The sequence below is a fragment of the Urbifossiella limnaea genome, assembly GCF_007747215.1.
Taxonomy (GTDB): Bacteria; Planctomycetota; Planctomycetia; order Gemmatales; family Gemmataceae; genus Urbifossiella; species Urbifossiella limnaea.
Genome location: NZ_CP036273.1, coordinates 4,469,369 through 4,486,987, shown reverse-complemented (window position 1 = coordinate 4,486,987; position 17,619 = coordinate 4,469,369). Strand labels below are relative to the sequence as shown.

The following is a 17,619-nucleotide window of genomic DNA, read 5'->3' as shown; positions in this document are numbered from 1 at the left end:
GCGGCCGACAAATCCGCCAGGAGCCGATGACGATGACGCTCTACGAACGACTGGGCGGGGTGTATGCCATCGCCACCGTGGTGGACGACTTCATCGACCGGATCATGGACGACCCCCGGCTGAACGCCAACCCCAAGGTGGACGAGGCCCACCACAAGGTGGCACGGGCCGGGTTCAAGTTCCTGGTGACCGAGCAGGTGTGCGAGGCCACGGGCGGGCCGCAGCGGTACACGGGCCGGTCGATGCGTGACTCGCACGCCCACCTCGACATCACCGCCGGCGAGTGGGACGCCTTCCTCGACGACCTGCGGCAAACGCTCACGAAGTTCCACGTGCCGGACGCCGAGCAAGGCGAACTGTTCGCCATCGTGGAGGGCACGAAGCAGGATATCGTACTGCCCCGGTCCACGCGGTGACGGATCGAGGTTCCGACACCAAGAGAATTGGCGCACTGGGAGACACACCCATGCGATGGCTGGAGAAAGTCCTCGGCCGGCTGGACGAGGCCGTCGAATGGCACTCGCCCGGGGCGATGGCGTGGCGTGCGAACGAGGCCGAGAACTGGCTGCGGCTGGCTCCATCGACTGTCGAGCTGGTCGGAGGAGCCGACGACGGTGAGTCGGTGTTCCCCTTCTACTCCCTGCACGTCTCGCACCTGATCGAGATCTTCGACGAACCGCCCGAACTGCGGTGGGACACGATAAGCAACGAGTTCTCGGCGGAAGGCCGGATCGCCGGAGACGACGTTTGGGTCACGTTGTCGAGAGAACCGTTCGCGGACGAGGAGCCCGAGGACGTGATCGACCCCGACGGCGGGATCAGGAAAATGAAGCCGCCACCGGCGTGACGCTCACACCGTCGGGTCCGCCCGCGACGGGAAGGCTGTTGTCGGGGGTGGGCGGTGGGTGCTGTATCGGGGGGAGGACGGTTCGACCGGGGCCGGCTCTACGTCGGTCCCGTCCAGGCGTCCAAGAGCCTTGAGAGTGATGCGAGGAGGTGGACGAGCGGCGAGCGCAGGGTACGGATCGAGCTGCCTCCGAGCATCGAGACGAATTACTGGCATCCATCCGCATCAGCTCTCGACGACTCCTCACATCCCGTACCACCCGTACCACCCAATCAGCACAGGTGGCGGAACCCACAAAATCGTCAGACTCGGTGTTGCTTCACTTCGCCGCGTGGGTGACAACAAACCTACACGCCTACCTCACGACGCCTCCACCGGAGATCATCATGGCCGACCTATCCACCAGCGGGGTTGTCCGCGAGATCCTGACCGGCGACCCCGAGATGCCGACCGACGAAGTGATTCGCCGGGCGATGGCACAGGGGCTGCGGGTGACCGAGGAGCAGATCCGAAAGTCGATCAACAACCAGCGGAACCCGATACGAGCCAAGGTCGCGGCCGCGAAGGTGGCCCCGAAGGCGGCCCGCGAACCCGTCCCGGCGAAGGCCGCTCCGGCGAAGGCCGCTCCGGCGAAGGCCGCTCCGGCGAAGGCCGCTCCGGCGAAGGCCGCTCCGGCGAAGGCCGCTCCGGCGAAGGCCGCTCCGGCGAAGGCCGCTCCGGCGAAGGCCGCTCCGGCGAAGGCCGCTCCGGCGAAGGCCGCTCCGGCAGCCACGGCCCCGGCCCCCGAACCCCCTGGTTTGGCCGTTGTGCTCAACAACGTCGCCTTGGTGAACGAGGTCGTCGGGTTGTGCGCCGGCGTCGAGAACGCCCGCCGGACCGCCGAGGCGGTCCAGACGTGCGGCGGGCTGGAAGCGTTCCTCCAGCACCTCGCACTCGTGGCGACGATCCGCGGGGGCGAACCGGCGAAGTGACGGGACGAAACCGACGGGCGAAACCCACCGGGGGCAGCAGCCGGACTGCCGCCGATGCGTGGCCCACTACGGGCCGGCGTGCGGATTCGACTTCGCCACCGTGTACGGCCCGCTTGCCGCGGGTTACACCCACGTCCACCACCTCAAGCCGCTGTCGGAGGTCTCGACGCACAGGAAGTTGGCGTGGAACCGGACGGCCGTGACCCGGAGGTCGCCGTCGGGTTCGAGGCGGGCGGCCTGGTACGGGGTGAAGAACAGCACGCACGGGGCGGCGAACGGGTGGCGGGCGTCGTCGGGCCGGAACGCCCCGCGGCCGGCCCGGACCCAGTAGGCGGTGAAGTAGTTGGTCCGGTGCGGGCGCGTCAGATCGCCGGCGGCCGGGTCAGCCACCTCCAGGGCGAGGCGGCCGTCCCGCCGGTCGTACAGGGTTTGAGCGACGGCGGGCGGGGGCGGGTCGGTGTCGGTCATGGTCGGGCCGGATCGGGTCAGGAGTGCCCGAGGACCGGGTGAGGGCGGTACGGTTCTTCCATCGCGGCCACCTCCGCCGGCTCCAGCCTCAGCGCGACGGCTGCGAGCGCGTCGTCCAGGTGGTGCGGCTTCGACGCCCCCACGATCGGGGCCGTCACCCCCGGCCGGGACAGCAACCACGCCAGCGCGACCTGCGCGTTCGGCACTCCGCGGGGCTGGGCCACCCGGGTGACCGCGTCCACGACCGCGAAGTCGTCGTCCCGGTAATACAGCTTGTGGGCGAAGTCGTCGGTCTTCGCCCGGCTGGTGCCGCCGTGGTCGGCCTTCGTCCGGTTGCCGGCCAGGAACCCGCGGGCCAGCGGGCTCCACGGCAGCAGCCCGAGCCCCTCGTCCCGACAGAGCGGGTTCACCTCCCGCTCCTCCTCGCGGTAGACCAGGTTGTAGTGGTTCTGCATCGTCACGAACTTCGCCGCCCCGAGCCGGTCCGACGCGTGGAGCATCTTCGCCAGCTGCCACGCGAACATGCTCGACGCCCCGACGTGCAGCACCTTCCCGGCCTTCACCGCCGCGTCCAGCGCGGCGAGCGGCTCCTCGACCGGTGTGGTCGGGTCGAAGCGGTGGATCTGGTACAGGTCCACGTAGTCGAGTTGCAGCCGCCGCAGGCTGCGGTCCAGGGAGTGCCGGATGTGCTTGGCCGACAGCCCGCGCTCGTTCGGCGTCGGGCCGGTCGGGTGGAACACCTTCGTGGCGACCACCACCTCCTCCCGCGGCACGGCCAGTTCCTTCAGGGCACGGCCGAGAACCTCCTCGCTGACCCCGTCGGAGTACATGTCGGCGGTGTCGAAGAAGTTGACCCCGGCCTCCCACGCCCGGCGGAAGAACGGCCGGCTGGCGGCCTCGTCGAGCACCCACGGCCGCCACGCCGGGCTGCCGTAGGTCATGCACCCGAGGCAGACGCGGGACACCTTCAGGCCGGTGCGGCCGAGGGGGACGTACTCCATCGCGTGTCCTCGTGTCTCGCGGGCGGGGTGGGGGAAGGGAAGGCGGGGATACCCCGGGCGGCCCGTCGGCTTACGCGACCGATGTCACACTTGACCGGGGGTGACGGCGGGCCGAAGCAATGCCGGTAGCGACGACCCGCCCGCCGGGGCGTTGCGTGCCTCTTCGCCTGGTCGGAGGAAACTCATGCGTGGTGCCCTGCTCCTGTTCGCGGCCGTCGCCCTGCTCACGGTCGGCGTGGCGAGCCGGGCTGCCGACCCGCCGGCGAAGGCCGAGCGCATCGGGCTGTGGAACAAGCACGCCCCGCAGGGCGACGGCACGTTCGAGACGGCCGACGCCTTCATCACCGTCCACCGGCCCGAGAAGGCCAGCGGCGCCGCAGTCGTGAGCTGCCCGGGCGGCGGCTACGGCGGGCTGGTGACCGGCGCCGAGGGGCACGGCATCGCGGCGTGGCTGAACAAGCACGGCGTCACCGGGGTGGTGCTGGAGTACCGGCTGCCGAAGGGACGGCCGTACGTGCCGCTGCTCGACGCCCAGCGGGCGATCCGCACCGTCCGGGCGAACGCGAAGGCGTGGGGCGTCGACCCGGCGAAGGTCGGCATCATCGGGTTCTCGGCCGGCGGGCACCTGGCCTCGACCGCCGGGACGCACTTCGACGGCGGTAACCCGAAGGCCGACGATGCCGTCGAGAAGCAGAGCAGCCGTCCCGACTTCCTGATCCTGGTGTACCCGGTGGTCACGATGGGCGTGAAGGGGCACGGCGGCTCCCGCACCAGCCTGCTCGGCAAGCAGCCCGACGAGAAGCTGGTGACGCTGTTCTCGAACGAGACGCAGGTGACGGCGAAGACCCCGCCCGCGTTCCTGGCCCACGCGACCGACGACAAGGCGGTCGTGCCGGACAACAGCATGGCGTTCTACGACGCCCTGAAGGCCAGCAAGGTGCCGGCCGAGTACCTGGAGCTGGCGTCCGGCGGGCACGGCCTGAACGGGTACAGGGGGCCGATGTGGGACGCCTGGCAGGCCCGGTCGCTGGCGTGGCTCGGCGAGCGGCAGTTCCTCCCGGCGCACGCGGGCAAGAAGTAATCCGGGCACGTGGCATGATCCGTTCTCCCCCGGCGCCGACCCGATCCCGTACTTGACGCGTTACGGGGCGTAACGGAAACTCTGTGTACCGCTTGCGTTTGTCCACCCGCAATCTCCTCCCCCCGGTCCCAGCATGTCCCGTAGCACCCGGTGCGTCCGGCCCTCGCGCCGCCAGATCATGATCGGGGCAACGGGCTTTGCCGGGTTCGCCCTGGCCGACGTGTTGTGTGCGGAGGCCGCCCGCGGCAGCAGTTCGTCGGTGAAGTCGGTCATCAACGTCCACCTCGACGGCGGCCCGCCGCAACACGACACCATCGACCCGAAGCCGGACGCCCCGGAAGAAGTCCGCGGCGAGTTCAAACCGATCGCCACGAAGGTGACCGGGTTGCGGGTGTCCGAACTCATGCCGCGCGTCGCGGGACTGGCCGACCGCTTCGCGTTCATCCGCTCGCTGGTCGGCTCGGCCGGCGCCCACGACGCCTTCCAGTGCCAGTCCGGGTTCCCGGCGGCGAACCTTCAGCCGCTCGGCGGTCGGCCGGCGATGGGCTGCGTGGTGACGAAGTTGCAGGGTGCGGCCGAAGACCCGGTCCCGCCGTTCGTGGACCTGATGCAGGGCCGCCCGCTCGTGCGGAACAGCGCCCGCCCCGGGTTCCTCGGCCCGGCGTGCGGCGCGTTTCGCCCCGACATCTCAACGATGTTCGCCCGCGAACTAGAAGCCGGAATGAAGACCGAACTGGCGGCTCGCGGTGCCAATCACAGCATTCAGTTGACCCTGGCCGGAGGGTTGACTCTGGATCGACTCGACGACCGGAACAAGCTGCTCGCCGGGTTCGACGACACCCGCCGCGACCTGGACGCGAGCGGGACGATGGAGGCGATGGACAGGTTCAACCGGCAGGCGATCAACATCCTGACCTCCGGCCGGCTGGCCGAGGCTCTCGACCTCGACAAGGAGCCGGCGAAGTCGCACCAGCGGTACACCCCGCCCGCCGGCGCCGGCGAGAGGTTCGTCACGGCCGAGGACGGGAACGCGGCGAAGAAGTTGCTCCTCGCCCGGCGGCTCGTGGACGCCGGGGTGCGGTGCGTGAGCGTGTCGTTCAGCGACTTCGACACCCACTCCAGGAACTTCCCGCGGATGCGGAACCTCGTTCCCGTCGTGGATCACGCGCTCGCCGCCCTGGTTGCCGACCTTGAGGAGCGCGGGCTCCTGGGCGACGTGGCGATCGTCGTCTGGGGCGAGTTCGGGCGAACGCCGCGAGTTAACGCGAGCGGCGGACGCGACCACTGGCCCGAAGTCGGACCGGCGCTGCTGGCCGGCGGCGGCATCCGCGGCGGGCAGGTGATCGGGGCGACCGACCGCCTCGGGGGGCGGGCGGTTTCCCGACCCGTGTCGTACCAGGAAGTGTTCGCGACCTTGTACCATTGCCTCGGGATCACCGCCGGTCGGACCACATTGCTCGACCCGACCGGCCGCCCGCAGTACCTGCTCGATCGGGCCGAACCTCTTCGCGAACTGCTGTGACCGCGGTCATTCCGTCCCGACGCGGACGTGCAGCCGGGCGACGGCCGTCTCGCCCCGGCCGTTGGACCGCTCGACCCGCACGAGGTAGTGCCCGGCCTTGTCGTACCGGTGGACGGTACGGGCGTACCCGTCCTTCGCCAGCATTACCGCGTTCCCGTCGCTCCGCACCTCCACCTGCGGGCTGCCGTCCCCGAAATCCCAGACTTCCTTCCCCTCCACGGTGCGGAACGTGCGGACCAGGAACGTGACGTTGTCGCCGGGCTTGATGCCGGTGGTGGGGGCGTACGCGGCGTGGATCGACGGCGGCAGCTTGTCCGGGGTGTCCGTGTCGAGCACGTTCACCACCGCGAAGTCGTAATCGACCCGCCCGGCCGAGTCGGTGAACTTCAGCACCTCGCTGTACACGCCCGGCTTGCCGTACGTCCGCTCGACCCGCTCACCGGTCGCGGTCTTGCCGTCGGTGAAGGTCCACTCGAAGGTCTTCTTGCCGGGCTCCGCAGCCCACGACCGGCCGGCGTCGAGCGTGACCTTGTCCCCGACCTTCGCGAGTTGGTGCGGCCGGGCCGCGGCGAGCAGTTTCGGCTTGTGCTCGGCGATGTACGCTTCCCACAGGAAGGCGTAACCCTCGACGATGCCCCACTTGCCCGACGGCTGCCGGGCGGTGATGTCGAAGTGCAGGTGCGACCACCCGCCGCTGCCGCCCTCCTTGCCGAGCAGCCCGACCTTCTGGCCCATCTTCACCTTCGCGCCCCGCTTGATGGCCGGGTCGATGGTGTGCAGGTGGCTGTAGCGGTAGTACCAGCCGCGTGCATCGCGGAGGTAGACCACGTCGTACCGCGGACTGACCGGGGTCGCCTTGAAATCGGGGATGGCGTCCATGCCCGACGAGACGACCTCGCCGTCGGTCGCGGCGACGACCTCGACCAACCCCTCCGCGCCGCCGATGTCGAGCCCGTAGTGGTAGTAGATCGGCCTGTTGCCCGGGACTTCCCCGCCGTCCACGTGCACGGGCTCGTTGGCCATCTGCGTGCCGCTCGCGAACCACCGCTGTTTCGCCGGGTAGCGGAACGTGCTCGCGTTCATCAGCGGCGAGCCTTCCGGCCAGAGCCGCACGCGGGCGTCCTTCTCCAACCCCCAGACGTTGCCGGTCGAGGTCCGCTCGCGGAATCCCCTCGTGACGGAACAGTCGATCTGCACCCCGGCGACCGTCACCGGGAGGCGGTAGTTGCCGCTCACCAGCCTCACCGTCTTCCCGTTGACCTCGACCGTCACCTCCGCGACGCGGACGGCGCCGCGAATCTCGTCGCGAGTCTCCTTCAGATCGAGTAGCTTGACGACGGCCTTCTGGCCGGTGGCCAGTTCGACCTCCTGCGACTCGCCCAGGTTCAGGTCGGCCGTGCGCATCAGGGGCGTAACGGTGGGTCTGGGGTCCGCGGCTGTGAGGCCGACCGGACAAGGGAAGGCGAGGAGGCAGAGGATTCCCGCGCGCGTCATGGCTTCACCGTTTGAACTTGGGACCAGAAGGAAGGCCCAGGCGGCGACCGGAAGGGTGTGTCGGAGCCGCGCAGTGCCAGCCCGCGCACCCCAGTAGAACCGCTTCGTGCCGCCGTAGCCTGAGCAGCTGACTGCGCCGCGGTGCGGGCCTGCGACGTGCCCCCCGGTCACGCCCCGGGCCGAGGTCCGCCGTCGACGACCGTCAGCAGCAGCGATCCGGCCTCGACGCCGCGGACGGAGTGGGGCTCCCCGGCCGGCACGTAGAGCAGGTGTCCGGCGGCCAGGTCGTGCGTCTTCCCGCCGGCGGCGAACGCGACCCGCCCCTCCAGGCAGTGCACGACGAGTTCCCCCTTCGCCGCGTGCGTCGGGATCTCCTTCCCGGCCGGGACGACCAGGCGGACCACGGTCACGGCCCCGGCCTTCACCAGCGTCGCCGTCGCGGCCGACGCCAGGGCCGCCCCTAGCGGGCGCACGTCCACGACCTCCACGGGATCGGCGTGTGGGCCGGACATCTCGGGGCCTCCGTGTCGTGGGCGACGGTGGGAACGTAAAGGGTTACGACCCGGGCTTCGGCACCGCCGCCGCCCGGGGGGCGTTACCGGTCCCGCCCGTCAGCGTGTACTCCGTTTCCAGTCCGGCCTCGAACCACACCAGGGCGACGGCCCCGGGGCGAAAAGTGTGTCGCCCGGCCCCCTCCGTCGGCGTCTTCGGCACCGGCACGCCGGGGCGAGCGGAGGGGTTGACCCCAGACGGGGGGCTCGACGAATCGACTCATTCGACGAGTCGGAACCCCGACGCGCCGGCCCCGGCCAGGTCGTACACCTCCCGGGCAGTCGACTTGACCAGTCCCTTGTCGCCGGCCCAGCGGAGCACGTTGTCCATCGCGTCGAGCTTCGCGTCGTCCGGGGCCACCACCCGGACTTCCCGGCGTTCGGCCTCGTACACCCGGCCCGCGGCCGTGAACGTATGCCGCTGGGCGGCGGCGTCCCGGGCGAAGGACACGCCGACGGGGGCGTCCGCGATCGGGTACGAGCGGAGGTACAGGGTGATCTGCATGGTGCCCCCGGCCGCGGGCGGGCGACGGCGTGTCGCCCGGCGCGCCGCCCGTCGCATTGTAGCCGATTCGCCGGCCCGCCCCGCTGACCCGGGTGTCGACGGGGCCGGTGGTCGTCCCGCTCACCACAATCCACGTCCCGCGTCACGCCGCCGGCCTTCTGAGCCCCGTCGGCGGCCCGGCCCGGGATGCGCCCATAGACTTTCGTGAAAGTCTAATAAACAAAGATTCTACAACCCCGCTTCGCGGGGGTTTTTCTTGTAAAGCGAGCCCCGGGTTGTCGGCGCACCCGCCGACGGTTCCGACCTGTTGCGACTCCGGCGGCTGGTGCCGACCCTCGCCGACGACCCCGGGTCGGCGCACCCGCCGACGGTTCCGACCTGTTACGACGCCGACCGTCCGGGCCGGCCGCGGGATGCCCGGCCGACGATTTCAAAACCACTTTTTGGAATGCTGACACGCCACGACCGGCACCTCTGACCCCCGCGCGGTTATCATGCCCGACCGGCTGGAGCGGCGCAATGGGCGAGCCGCCGAAACCGGTTCGGCCGGTCACGTTGCCGCCAGTGTACCACTGGCTTTAGTGCGGACGGCAGAAACGCTCGACCGGCCGAGATCAGGCAGACGGGTCTCTGATCGAGGCTGTAAGCAGGTCCATCAACCCCGGGATGCCGCGGACCAGGGACAGGGCGAGGTCGGCGTGGCCCGGCCGGTAGCCGTTGCCGATGAGCATGTTCACCTGCCTCCCGACCCCCTCGGCCGTCGGCGCGGCCGACGTGAACGAGGTGCTCATCCCGAAGAAGCAGATCGTCCCCTCCGGCCGGGTGGCCAGGACGGCCGCCTGCTCCGCACCCGCGCACTTGACGCAGGATACCGTCACGTCGAACCGGCTCCCGCACTGTTCCAGGAACGCGAGCGGGTCGCGGGCGTCGGCCTCCACGACATGGGCGACCAGGCCGAGCCGCAGGGCGTCACCGAGCACCCGGCCCAGCCCATCGGTGCTAAGCGGGCGACATGAATCGGCCGGGAATCGGGGTCGGGTGGTGCGGGCGGAATTGATGTCCGGCAAGCCGGTCCGTGTTCGTATATCCGGGTGTCACGTGCCGCCGACGTTGGGCGTTCAACTCCCCGATGAGGTGCCAGTCATGCCAGATGATCCCGAGATAGATCGCCGCGAACACGAACTCCGCCTCCGGGAACGGCAGGTCGCGGTCAAGGAGCGACAGATCCGGCTGAAGGAGCTCGAACACGAGTTGGAGATGAAGAGGTTGAATGCCGACTTCGCCCGGTTCGGATTCACGGGCACGTTGGCCGCTGCCATCGTCGGGCTGCTGGTCGTCCTCGCCATGGTCATAACCAACGCCTTCGCCACGTCCAAGATCGAGACCTGGATCATCGCCATCGTGGCCGCCGCCGTGCTGTTGGGTGCGGTCGCATTCGGCTATTTCTCACTCTGGGAACTCCCGCGGATCACCGGCAAGATCGACAAGACTGGGGGCGGGATCTCGGCCGGGTCCGCGAATGACCCCAAGTGACCGGTCGCGCCACCGCTCGTACAGTTCGAGCGGCAGCCCGTCCGGGTCGGCGAAGAAGGTGAACCGCTTCCCGGTGTGCCCGTCCACCCGGACCGCCTCGACCGCGACGCCGTGACCCGTCAGGTGGGCGACGGCCGCGTCGAGGTCGGCGACGGCGAACGCCAGGTGCCGGAGCCCGCACGCCTCCGGGTAGCTCGGCCGCGGGGGCGGGTCCGGGAAGCTGAACAGCTCGACCTGCGTCCCGTCCGGCAGGCGCAGGTCGAGCTTGTACGAGCCGCGGGCGGCCCGGTACGCCTCCGACACGACCTCCAGCCCGAGCACCTCGGCGTAGAACCGCTTCGACCGGGCGTAGTCCGTGCAGATGACCGCGACGTGGTGCGTCCCCAGGATGTTCATGCCCCATCCCCTCGGCACCCGATCGTCTGACCTCGCCGCGGCCCCGTCGCCCGTGCCGGGAGGCTGCCCCGTGACGGGGCCGCTCGCGGCGAAGACCACGGCGAACACACCTGTGAACGAGCCCGCCGCCGGGATCGTAGCGCGTTTGAAAGCGGACATCGGGTGCTCCTCGTCAACAGGGTGTTTGTCGTTCACTCACTTGTCCGATACCGCATCCCCCCACGCGGCCCCCGCGTCGATCCACCTGGCGATGACCCCGACTTCGCCCTCCGGGAGCCGGTGGCGTCCCGGGAACGCGATGTCCGACCGACGGCCCGAGAGGAGTGCGATCAACGGGCTGTTGCGACTGTCCCCGGGGACCACGAGCGGCCGGCCCGGACCGCGGCCGGCGACGAAGTCGTCCCGGCGGTCGACGCGGAAGCCGCTACGCGCACGGCCCGGCCCGTGGCACGACAGGCACGACGCCCGCAGGATCTCGTCCACCTCGTTCCACTTCGGCGACTCCCCGGCGCCGGATGGCGAGGCCGCGTCGGTCTCCGCCGGCCCCGCGGGTTCGACGCAGCAGGGGTCGGGTCGCTCGCGGACCGACCACCGGGCCGCCCATGCGAACGCGACCAACACCGTGCCGATCACCGCGAGCGTGACGCCGGCGGCGCGCAGGTGGCGACCGTGGTCCGCCGTCGCGAGTCCGAACTGACGGCGGACCACGACCACCACCCACGGCCAGTGGAGCGCCACGTGGACGGTCAGGCTGGCCAGGAGGGCGAGGCTGATCCCGGTGTGGACCTCCCCCCACTGGTGGCGGGAGAGGCCCCAGAGGACGTGACTCTTGTTCGTCCCCGGCGGCAACGGCCCGTACAGGATGTAGCCCGTGGCCGTCATCCCGGCGAACAGGAGGGCGGCGGCGAGGTCGACGATCAGGTTCAGCGGTGGTCGTTTCATCACACTCCTCCCGTCTACGGCAGGACTCCCCAGACGTGGTGGAGGGTGAGGTAGACGCCGATGGCGAGGATCACCGCACCGGTCACCCGGCGGACGTACCACTCGACCGCGGTCACCCTCCGGAACGCCGCGCCGAGGCGGTTGGCCCCGAAGGCCAGCAACCCGGCGAACGCCAGCACCGGCAGGGCCGTGCCGACGCCGTAGGCGACGGGCAGCAGGACCGACGACCCTCCCGCACGGCGAGCGGGATCAGGCCGCCGAAGTAGAGCGCGGCCGTCACGGGGCAGAACGAGAGCGCGAACACGAGCCCCAGCAGCCCGGCCCCGGCGAGCCCGAGCCGGTCCACCCGGCGGCGGAGCCCCTCGCCGATCCCCGCCCCGCCCAACCCGAAGTCGAGCAGGCCCACGAGGACCATCCCCACCAGCACCAGGAGCGGCCCCAGGAAGCGGTTCAGGTGTTCCTGGAACCACAGCGACGCCGCGGGGGACGCGAGCACGCAGGTCACGAGGAGGCCGGCCAGCGCGGTGTAGGCGACGACCCGCCCGAGGGCGTACAGGAGCCCGGCCGCCGCCACGCGGGACGGGCGGCCGGCGCCCCGGCTGACGTAGGACACCGCGGCCAGATTGGTCGCCACCGGGCAGGGACTGACCGAGGTCAGTATCCCCAGCCAGAGGGCCGTCCCGAGGGCCAGAAAGGGTGTCACGGCCGGCCCCCGGTGAACGCGGCCAACTCGGCCTGAACGTACCGGGCGAACGCGGGCGGGTCGGCGTGCAGTCCCCAGACCCGGTCCAGGGTCTTCCGCCGCGGCGGCGATCCCCCGTCGGTCGCCACGAGCACCAGCGAGGCGAACGCCAGTTCGTAGTCTTCGGCGAAGTGCTTGTTCGCGGCCGCGTCGTAGTTGACGACGCGCCATTCGACCCGCCCGTCGCGGACGGCGTCGGCCAGAGCGGCCTGCCCGTTGGCCTCGATCGCACGGCACGTCGGGCAGCGGTGGTTCGAGTGGAAGTAGTACGCGACCACCGGGGCCGTCGCCGGCGGCGGCGGATCACCCACCGGCGTCGGGGTGGCCCGCAGGCCGGTCGCGTCCGCGACCGCGAGCCCGAGACTCGCCACCACGAAGGCGATTAACCCCGCCGTGGTGAGCCGCCGAATCCATTTCATGTGTGCGTCTCGTTACGTGGGAAAGTGCGCCCGGACCTCGTCGGCGGTCATGACGTGCCCGGCCGCCATGACCCGGCCGTCGATCGCCAGCGCGGGCAGCGCCCACGGCGAGTACTCGAGGATCTCGGCGATGTCCGTGACCTTCTCGACCGTGGCCGACACGCCGCTTTCCGTCACGGCCTGCTCGGCCGCCCGGAACAGGTAGTTGCACTTGGGACAGCCGGTGCCGAGAATCTGAATCTTCATGCCGGTCCTCCAGTCGAAGTCGCGCTCACGAGCCGGGGCCGGATGACGCCGTCCTCCATGTCGTACAGCGTGTCGAACACGTCCAGTGCCCGCTCGTCGTGGGTGACGACAATCACACCGGCCGCGTGGTCCCGCACGACGTCCCGGAACAGCTCCATCACCTGCCGGCCCCGCTCCCTGTCGAGGGCGGCGGTCGGCTCGTCCGCCAGGATCACGCTCGGCCCGTTGGCGAGGGCACGGGCGATGGCGACGCGCTGCTGCTCGCCGCCGGACAGGTCACTCGGCATGTTGTCCGCGCGGTCGGCCACCCCGAGCGTTTTCATCAGCGCCGTCGCCCGGTCGCGGGCCGTGCGCGACGGCCAGCCGGCCAGGTCGAGCGCGACCTGGATGTTCTCGCGGGCGGACAGGAACGGGATCAGATTCGCCTTCTGGAAGACGAACCCGATGTTGTTGCGGCGGAACGCCGTGACGTTCACCGCCGCCCGCGGCCCGTCCTGGACGAGCGTCCCGTTGATGCGGATTTCCCCCGACGACGGCGGGTTGATCAGCCCCACCGCGGTCAGGAACGTCGACTTCCCCGACCCGCTCGGGCCGAGCAGCGCGACGACCTCGCCCCGGGCCACGGCCACGGAGACGTCGCGCATGGCCACGACCTCCGTGTGCCCGCTGCCGTAGACCTTGGTCAGGTGGCGGGTTTCGACCGCCAGCGTGGTACTCATCGAACGCCCTCAGCCCATCAGCGCCTGGTTCGGCTTCACCCGCGCCGCCTTCCAGATCCCCAGGCCGCTCGACAGCAGCGAGATCGCGAGAACAATGCCCGCCAGCTGGAGCAGGTCGTCGTTGGCGATGACGACGCGGCGGGGGAAGCGGGGAAACAGCTGCAGCCCGATCAGGTAGGCGACGCCGTACCCGACCGCGCCCAGGATGAGGGCCTGCTGGAGGATCATCCACAGGACGACCCGGTTCGAGGCCCCCATCAGCTTGAGGAGCGCGATGGACGGAATCTTGTCCAGCGTCATCGTGTAGAGGATGAGCCCCATCACGACGGCCGAGATGATGCTCAACAGCACCCGGAACAGGCCGATCTGCAACCGGCTCTTCTCGACCGGGCCGGACAACAGGAGTTGTCGCGCCTGTTCACTGTCGTAAGCGGAGACGTCGCTCCACCCGGCGATGACCGCGGCGACGGCCGCCGGGTCCGCGCCCGGTGCGACCCGCACGAGCACCGCACTCGTCGCGGGCGGCGTCAGGGACGGGATTCTGTTGGACGGTCCCGACACGACGTCCAGCAGGGCCGGGTTCACGGCGCCGAGGTCCACGTCTCCGGTCCGGCGGCGGCGGGCGGCCTGCTCCAGCCGGACGGCCTCCCCCGGGAGGTCGAACTGGATGGCCAGGGCGTCGGGCACCGTGAAGAACGCCAGCCCGTCCCCGGCGGAGGAGATCATGCTGCTCGTGATGCCGACGACCGTGTACGTGTCCTTGCCGAGCTTGACCCGCTCGCCCCGGGCCAGCCGGAGGCTGCGGTCGGCGACCATTTCGTAGTGGTTCTGCCCGAGCGGGCGGCCCTCCACGAGCGGCAGCCATTCGCCCGTGTCGGTCGGCCAGTCCAGCCCGGTGACGGAGACGCGAAGCGGTCTGCCGTCCCGCTCGCGCTGGACGGTGTGGAACACGAACCGCCGCGCGCTGGCCACGCCGGGAACACCGGCCACCCGGTCGGCCAGGTTCTCCGGCACCCTCGAGACCTCCGCGAACGGCCCCCGGGTGCCGTGCTGCACGACCCAGAGGTCGGCCCCGACACTGTCCACCAGCAGCGTCGCGTCTTCGACGATGCCGCGGTAAATCCCGCCCATCCCCATCACGATCATCAGGAGCATGCCGATGCCGAGCGCGGTGAAGACGAACCGGCCCGGGCTGTGTCGAATGTCCCGGACGGCGAGGTTCATGGGTTGTGGACCCTCTGCCCGTCGGTCAGCTCGGTCCCGGCCCGTGCGGGGGCCACGACCGTCTCGCCCGCCGCGACCCCGTCCAGGACTTCCACCGCGTCCCGGCCCCGCAGACCGACCGTGACCGCGCGCCGCTCCGCCCGGCCCCGCGACTCGACGAAGACGAGCGGCCGGCGGTCGCGCCACACGAGGTAGTCCGGCGGAATGACGGCTGCCGCTCGCTTCCGGGCGGTTTCGATGTACACCTCCGCCCGCTGCCCGATCGACCAGTCCTCCGGCAGTTTCGCCGGGGCGACGTCCACGAGGAACTCGCGGGTCTCGCGGTCGGTCTCCCGGCCGGTGCGGACGACGGTTCCGGGGAGCGGTTGATCGGGGTGCGAGCGGAAGACCACTCGCGCGGGCTGGATGGGCCGCACCGCGGCCATCGCCGACTCGTCCACCCAGGCGCTCACCCACAACTCGTTGGTCGCCACGACCGCGAGAATCGAACTCCCCGGTACGACGACGTCGCCGACGTTCCGATCCCGGCGGACGACGACCGCGTCGAACGGCGCCCGGATCACCGCGTCCTCGAACCGCGACCGCCGGAACCCCAGCGTCTTCTCCGCGGTGACGATCTGCCGCTTCCCTTCCACGAGCGCGGCCTCGGTTCTCGCCAGGTTCGCCCTGGCGACGCCGAGCGACTCGACCGCCTTGTCCAGGTCGTCTTGTGACCCCCCGCCGGAGGCGAGCACACGCCGGACCCGGTCCTCGTTGCTGGTCGCCTGCGTGAGGACCACCTTGGTCTGCGTGACTTCGGCCTGGAGGCGGTCGACGGCCGCCTTCCTGGCGGCCACGTTGGCCTCCTCGACCTCGACCTCGTGTCCGAGGTCGAGGTCGTCCAGCCGGGCGACTTCTTGCCCCTCCTTCACCGTGTCGCCCTGGTCCACCAGCACCGTCTTTAGTCGGCCCGGGATCTTGGTGCTGACGGCGGCCTTCACGTGGGCGTCGAGGGTACCCGTGCCCATCACCTCCACGACGATTTCACCCGACTCGACCGTGTGCCGTTGAACGGAAACCGGGACGAACCACAGCCGGTAGACGACCACGCCCGTCGCGACGAGTGCGAGCGCGACCTTGCCGCCGAGCCACAGGTAGCGCCGCGTCGTCGTCTTGCCGGTATCGGTCGCCATTACCGCGTGCTCCCGCTCGCACCCGTGGTGGAACTCGCCAGGGCCGTGAGTTCGCGCAACTGCTCCGGCCCGATCGGGGGCTCGATTTGCCACGGGACGACCGCGACCCGGGTGGCCAGTTCGTCGGCGACCTCGCGCAGGAACCGGGCTTCGTACCCCCGCCGCGAGGCCAGCACCGGGTCGGTGACGGCGAGCGGCGCGAGCGACTGGTTCACCACCCAGGCGAACGGGACGATGCCGGCCCGCTTCAGGTCCTCCTGCAACCGGGCCGCCTCGTGGACCGGGGTGGCCTCGGGCAGCGTGACGATCACCACCCGCGTGAAGTCCGGGTCGCGGAGCCGGGGGAGCAGGTGCTCCACGGCCTCGGGCATGCCGCTCGCCTGCCGCGTGACCTCGCGGTGGTACGCGAGGGCCGAGTCGAGCAGGAGGACCGTGTGCCCGGTCGGGGCGGTGTCGAGCACGACGAACCCGCCCTCGCCCTTCGCCACGGCCGCGGCGAACGCGCGGAACACGGCGATCTCCTCGGTGCACGGCGACCGGAGGTCCTCCTCCAGCATCTCCCGCCCCTTGGCGTCCAGGTCCTTCCCGGCCGTCGCGAGAACCTCGGCCGAGTAGGTTTCGGTTTCCGCCTTCGGGTCGATCCGCGCGACCGTGAGGTTCGGCACGTCACCATTGAGGGTGGCGGCGACGTGGGCCGCCGGGTCGGTCGTGCTCAGGTGGACCTTGAACCCGCGGTCGGCCAGGGCCACGGCCACGGCCGCGGCCACCGTCGTCTTGCCGACGCCGCCCTTGCCCATCGTCAGGATCACGCCGTGCCGGGGACCGGCCAGTTCGTCGATCAGCTCCGCCAGCGGCGGGAGTTCCGGCGGGGCGTCGCCGGTGCCCGCGGCCGTGCCCGTGCGGGCGGCCGAGCCCATCGCCCGGATCGCTTCGATCCCCACCAGCCCGTTCGGGGCCAGCGGGATCACCGTCCGCGGCAGACGCGCGAGCCCCGCCGGGACGAGCGCCAGCGCCTGGTCGGCCCGCCGCGCCATCGTCCGCGCGACGGGGTCGTCGCGGTCGGTCGCCCGGAACACGCCGTTGACGACCAGGTGTTGGTTGCCGACGCCGAGCGCCGCCAGTTCCCCGCCCGTCCGCTCCGCCTCGCCGAGCGCCGACGCCTCCGGCCGGGCGACGAGGACCAGCGTCGTCGTCCTCGCGTCGCCGAGGGCCTTGACCGTGTCGGTATAGAGCTTCTGCTGGGCCTGGAGCCCGGCGAGCGGGCCGAGGCACGAGGTGCCGGTCGTGTTGGCGCTCAGGAACCCGTCCCACGCCGACGGCAGCGACAGCAGCCTCAGGGTGTGGCCGGTCGGCGCGGTGTCGAACAGGACGTGGTCGAACTCGGCGGTCGTGCCGGTCCCGCCGAGCAGTCGGGCGAACTCGTCGAACGCCGCGATCTCCAGGGTACACGACCCGGAAAACTGCTCCTCCATGCTCGCCACCGCGGCGTCCGGTAACACGCCGCGGTAAGGTGCAACCATGCCCTCCCGGTACGCCTTCGCCGACGCCTCCGGGTCGATGTTCATCGCCTTCAGGTTCGGCACCCCGGGCACCGCCGTCGGCGCGTTGCCGAGCCGCACCCCGAGCACCTCGTCGAGGTTCGACGCCGGGTCGGTGCTGACGAGCAGCACCCGCTTGCCGGCGTCGGCCAGTTTCACCGCGGCCGAACATGCGACCGACGTTTTCCCGACCCCGCCCTTGCCGGTGAAGAAGAGGACGCGGGTCGGGTTCTCCAGGAATTCCATCG

Annotated in this window: 20 protein-coding genes and 1 pseudogene; 6 read left to right on the top strand and 15 right to left on the bottom strand. The window is 70.8% G+C overall.

The window, feature by feature from the left end; translation table 11 throughout:
- Positions 1-32 precede the first annotated feature (32 nt).
- The 3 genes from ETAA1_RS18405 (at position 33) to ETAA1_RS32105 (ending at position 1,818) form a co-directional block, all read left to right on the top strand.
- Entirely contained in the window at positions 33-416 is a 384-nt protein-coding gene (locus ETAA1_RS18405) for a group I truncated hemoglobin (protein ID WP_202920219.1), read from the top strand.
- Positions 417-466: 50 nt separating this feature from the next.
- Positions 467-847, top strand: a complete 381-nt coding sequence (locus ETAA1_RS18400) for a hypothetical protein (RefSeq protein WP_145241002.1) — start codon at positions 467-469, stop codon at positions 845-847.
- A 386-nt stretch (positions 848-1,233) separates the two neighbouring features.
- Positions 1,234-1,818, top strand: a complete 585-nt coding sequence (locus ETAA1_RS32105) for a hypothetical protein (RefSeq protein ID WP_202920218.1) — start codon at positions 1,234-1,236, stop codon at positions 1,816-1,818.
- 123 nt (positions 1,819-1,941) lie between these two features.
- Here ETAA1_RS32105 and ETAA1_RS18390 read toward each other — a convergent pair whose 3' ends face one another.
- Positions 1,942-2,286: a cupin domain-containing protein gene (locus ETAA1_RS18390; protein ID WP_145241000.1), complete on the bottom strand. Its 345-nt coding sequence runs from the start codon at positions 2,284-2,286 to the stop codon at positions 1,942-1,944.
- Positions 2,287-2,303: 17 nt separating this feature from the next.
- Complete coding sequence (locus ETAA1_RS18385) at positions 2,304-3,287, bottom strand: aldo/keto reductase (protein WP_145240998.1); 984 nt, start codon at positions 3,285-3,287, stop codon at positions 2,304-2,306.
- A gap of 184 nt (positions 3,288-3,471) precedes the next feature.
- Between ETAA1_RS18385 and ETAA1_RS18380 the strand changes: the two genes are divergently transcribed.
- Together ETAA1_RS18380 and ETAA1_RS18375 are read left to right on the top strand one after the other, a co-directional pair.
- Positions 3,472-4,368 carry an alpha/beta hydrolase gene (locus tag ETAA1_RS18380; protein WP_145240996.1) on the top strand — a complete coding sequence of 299 codons (897 nt, stop codon included), beginning with the start codon at positions 3,472-3,474 and terminating at the stop codon, positions 4,366-4,368.
- Between the two features lie 133 nt (positions 4,369-4,501).
- Positions 4,502-5,890 (top strand): DUF1501 domain-containing protein, encoded by a 1,389-nt coding sequence (locus ETAA1_RS18375; RefSeq protein WP_145240994.1) that lies wholly within the window; start codon positions 4,502-4,504, stop codon positions 5,888-5,890.
- 6 nt (positions 5,891-5,896) lie between these two features.
- On the opposite strand, the gene ETAA1_RS18370 is transcribed toward ETAA1_RS18375, so the two are convergent.
- From ETAA1_RS18370 to ETAA1_RS18355, 4 genes are all read right to left on the bottom strand, one after another.
- The gene (locus ETAA1_RS18370; RefSeq protein ID WP_202920217.1) at positions 5,897-7,294 is read right to left on the bottom strand and encodes a PKD domain-containing protein; all 1,398 of its coding nucleotides are present in this window, start codon (positions 7,292-7,294) and stop codon (positions 5,897-5,899) included.
- A gap of 257 nt (positions 7,295-7,551) precedes the next feature.
- A complete protein-coding gene (locus ETAA1_RS18365; RefSeq protein WP_145240989.1) occupies positions 7,552-7,896 on the bottom strand; it encodes a cupin domain-containing protein in 345 nt (114 codons plus the stop codon).
- Between the two features lie 259 nt (positions 7,897-8,155).
- Positions 8,156-8,440: a hypothetical protein gene (locus ETAA1_RS18360; RefSeq protein WP_145240988.1), complete on the bottom strand. Its 285-nt coding sequence runs from the start codon at positions 8,438-8,440 to the stop codon at positions 8,156-8,158.
- Positions 8,441-9,054: 614 nt separating this feature from the next.
- Positions 9,055-9,420 carry a hypothetical protein gene (locus ETAA1_RS18355; RefSeq protein ID WP_145240986.1) on the bottom strand — a complete coding sequence of 122 codons (366 nt, stop codon included), beginning with the start codon at positions 9,418-9,420 and terminating at the stop codon, positions 9,055-9,057.
- Between the two features lie 118 nt (positions 9,421-9,538).
- Between ETAA1_RS18355 and ETAA1_RS18350 the strand changes: the two genes are divergently transcribed.
- Positions 9,539-9,973: a hypothetical protein gene (locus tag ETAA1_RS18350; protein ID WP_145240984.1), complete on the top strand. Its 435-nt coding sequence runs from the start codon at positions 9,539-9,541 to the stop codon at positions 9,971-9,973.
- Between the two features lie 12 nt (positions 9,974-9,985).
- Here ETAA1_RS18350 and gloA2 read toward each other — a convergent pair.
- From gloA2 to arsA, 9 genes and pseudogenes are all read right to left on the bottom strand, one after another.
- A pseudogene (gloA2, locus tag ETAA1_RS33865) lies at positions 9,986-10,369 on the bottom strand (SMU1112c/YaeR family gloxylase I-like metalloprotein); the annotation flags it as partial.
- 195 nt (positions 10,370-10,564) lie between these two features.
- Positions 10,565-11,311, bottom strand: coding sequence for a DUF4405 domain-containing protein (locus ETAA1_RS18340; protein WP_145240982.1), 747 nt, complete (start codon positions 11,309-11,311; stop codon positions 10,565-10,567).
- Positions 11,312-11,423: 112 nt separating this feature from the next.
- Positions 11,424-12,014 carry an urease accessory protein UreH domain-containing protein gene (locus ETAA1_RS18335; protein WP_202920216.1) on the bottom strand — a complete coding sequence of 197 codons (591 nt, stop codon included), beginning with the start codon at positions 12,012-12,014 and terminating at the stop codon, positions 11,424-11,426.
- Positions 12,011-12,472: a nitrophenyl compound nitroreductase subunit ArsF family protein gene (locus ETAA1_RS32100; protein ID WP_202920215.1), complete on the bottom strand. Its 462-nt coding sequence runs from the start codon at positions 12,470-12,472 to the stop codon at positions 12,011-12,013. Before ETAA1_RS32100 ends, ETAA1_RS18335 begins: the two co-directional genes overlap by 4 nt.
- Positions 12,473-12,484: 12 nt before the next feature.
- Positions 12,485-12,718, bottom strand: coding sequence for a thioredoxin family protein (locus tag ETAA1_RS18330; RefSeq protein WP_145240978.1), 234 nt, complete (start codon positions 12,716-12,718; stop codon positions 12,485-12,487).
- Positions 12,715-13,437: an ABC transporter ATP-binding protein gene (locus tag ETAA1_RS18325; RefSeq protein ID WP_145240976.1), complete on the bottom strand. Its 723-nt coding sequence runs from the start codon at positions 13,435-13,437 to the stop codon at positions 12,715-12,717. The genes ETAA1_RS18330 and ETAA1_RS18325 overlap by 4 nt, the downstream gene beginning before the upstream one ends.
- 9 nt (positions 13,438-13,446) lie before the next feature.
- Complete coding sequence (locus tag ETAA1_RS18320) at positions 13,447-14,661, bottom strand: ABC transporter permease (protein ID WP_145240974.1); 1,215 nt, start codon at positions 14,659-14,661, stop codon at positions 13,447-13,449.
- Complete coding sequence (locus ETAA1_RS18315; RefSeq protein ID WP_145240972.1) at positions 14,658-15,833, bottom strand: efflux RND transporter periplasmic adaptor subunit; 1,176 nt, start codon at positions 15,831-15,833, stop codon at positions 14,658-14,660. Before ETAA1_RS18315 ends, ETAA1_RS18320 begins: the two co-directional genes overlap by 4 nt.
- Positions 15,833-17,617 carry an arsenical pump-driving ATPase gene (arsA, locus tag ETAA1_RS18310; RefSeq protein WP_145240970.1) on the bottom strand — a complete coding sequence of 595 codons (1,785 nt, stop codon included), beginning with the start codon at positions 17,615-17,617 and terminating at the stop codon, positions 15,833-15,835. Before arsA ends, ETAA1_RS18315 begins: the two co-directional genes overlap by 1 nt.
- Between the last annotated feature and the right edge of the window lie 2 nt (positions 17,618-17,619).

What these genes read in the sequence shown, in the direction of transcription:
- ETAA1_RS18405 (WP_202920219.1), top strand. Translation starts at nt 33, where the DNA reads ATGACGCTCTACGAACGACTGGGCGGGGTGTATGCCATCGCCACCGTG.
- ETAA1_RS18400 (WP_145241002.1), top strand. Translation starts at nt 467, where the DNA reads ATGCGATGGCTGGAGAAAGTCCTCGGCCGGCTGGACGAGGCCGTCGAA.
- ETAA1_RS32105 (WP_202920218.1), top strand. Translation starts at nt 1,234, where the DNA reads ATGGCCGACCTATCCACCAGCGGGGTTGTCCGCGAGATCCTGACCGGC.
- ETAA1_RS18390 (WP_145241000.1), bottom strand. Translation starts at nt 2,286, where the DNA reads ATGACCGACACCGACCCGCCCCCGCCCGCCGTCGCTCAAACCCTGTAC.
- ETAA1_RS18385 (WP_145240998.1), bottom strand. Translation starts at nt 3,287, where the DNA reads ATGGAGTACGTCCCCCTCGGCCGCACCGGCCTGAAGGTGTCCCGCGTC.
- ETAA1_RS18380 (WP_145240996.1), top strand. Translation starts at nt 3,472, where the DNA reads ATGCGTGGTGCCCTGCTCCTGTTCGCGGCCGTCGCCCTGCTCACGGTC.
- ETAA1_RS18375 (WP_145240994.1), top strand. Translation starts at nt 4,502, where the DNA reads ATGTCCCGTAGCACCCGGTGCGTCCGGCCCTCGCGCCGCCAGATCATG.
- ETAA1_RS18370 (WP_202920217.1), bottom strand. Translation starts at nt 7,294, where the DNA reads ATGCGCACGGCCGACCTGAACCTGGGCGAGTCGCAGGAGGTCGAACTG.
- ETAA1_RS18365 (WP_145240989.1), bottom strand. Translation starts at nt 7,896, where the DNA reads ATGTCCGGCCCACACGCCGATCCCGTGGAGGTCGTGGACGTGCGCCCG.
- ETAA1_RS18360 (WP_145240988.1), bottom strand. Translation starts at nt 8,440, where the DNA reads ATGCAGATCACCCTGTACCTCCGCTCGTACCCGATCGCGGACGCCCCC.
- ETAA1_RS18340 (WP_145240982.1), bottom strand. Translation starts at nt 11,311, where the DNA reads ATGAAACGACCACCGCTGAACCTGATCGTCGACCTCGCCGCCGCCCTC.
- ETAA1_RS32100 (WP_202920215.1), bottom strand. Translation starts at nt 12,472, where the DNA reads ATGAAATGGATTCGGCGGCTCACCACGGCGGGGTTAATCGCCTTCGTG.
- ETAA1_RS18330 (WP_145240978.1), bottom strand. Translation starts at nt 12,718, where the DNA reads ATGAAGATTCAGATTCTCGGCACCGGCTGTCCCAAGTGCAACTACCTG.
- ETAA1_RS18325 (WP_145240976.1), bottom strand. Translation starts at nt 13,437, where the DNA reads ATGAGTACCACGCTGGCGGTCGAAACCCGCCACCTGACCAAGGTCTAC.
- ETAA1_RS18320 (WP_145240974.1), bottom strand. Translation starts at nt 14,661, where the DNA reads ATGAACCTCGCCGTCCGGGACATTCGACACAGCCCGGGCCGGTTCGTC.
- ETAA1_RS18315 (WP_145240972.1), bottom strand. Translation starts at nt 15,833, where the DNA reads ATGGCGACCGATACCGGCAAGACGACGACGCGGCGCTACCTGTGGCTC.
- arsA (WP_145240970.1), bottom strand. Translation starts at nt 17,617, where the DNA reads ATGGAATTCCTGGAGAACCCGACCCGCGTCCTCTTCTTCACCGGCAAG.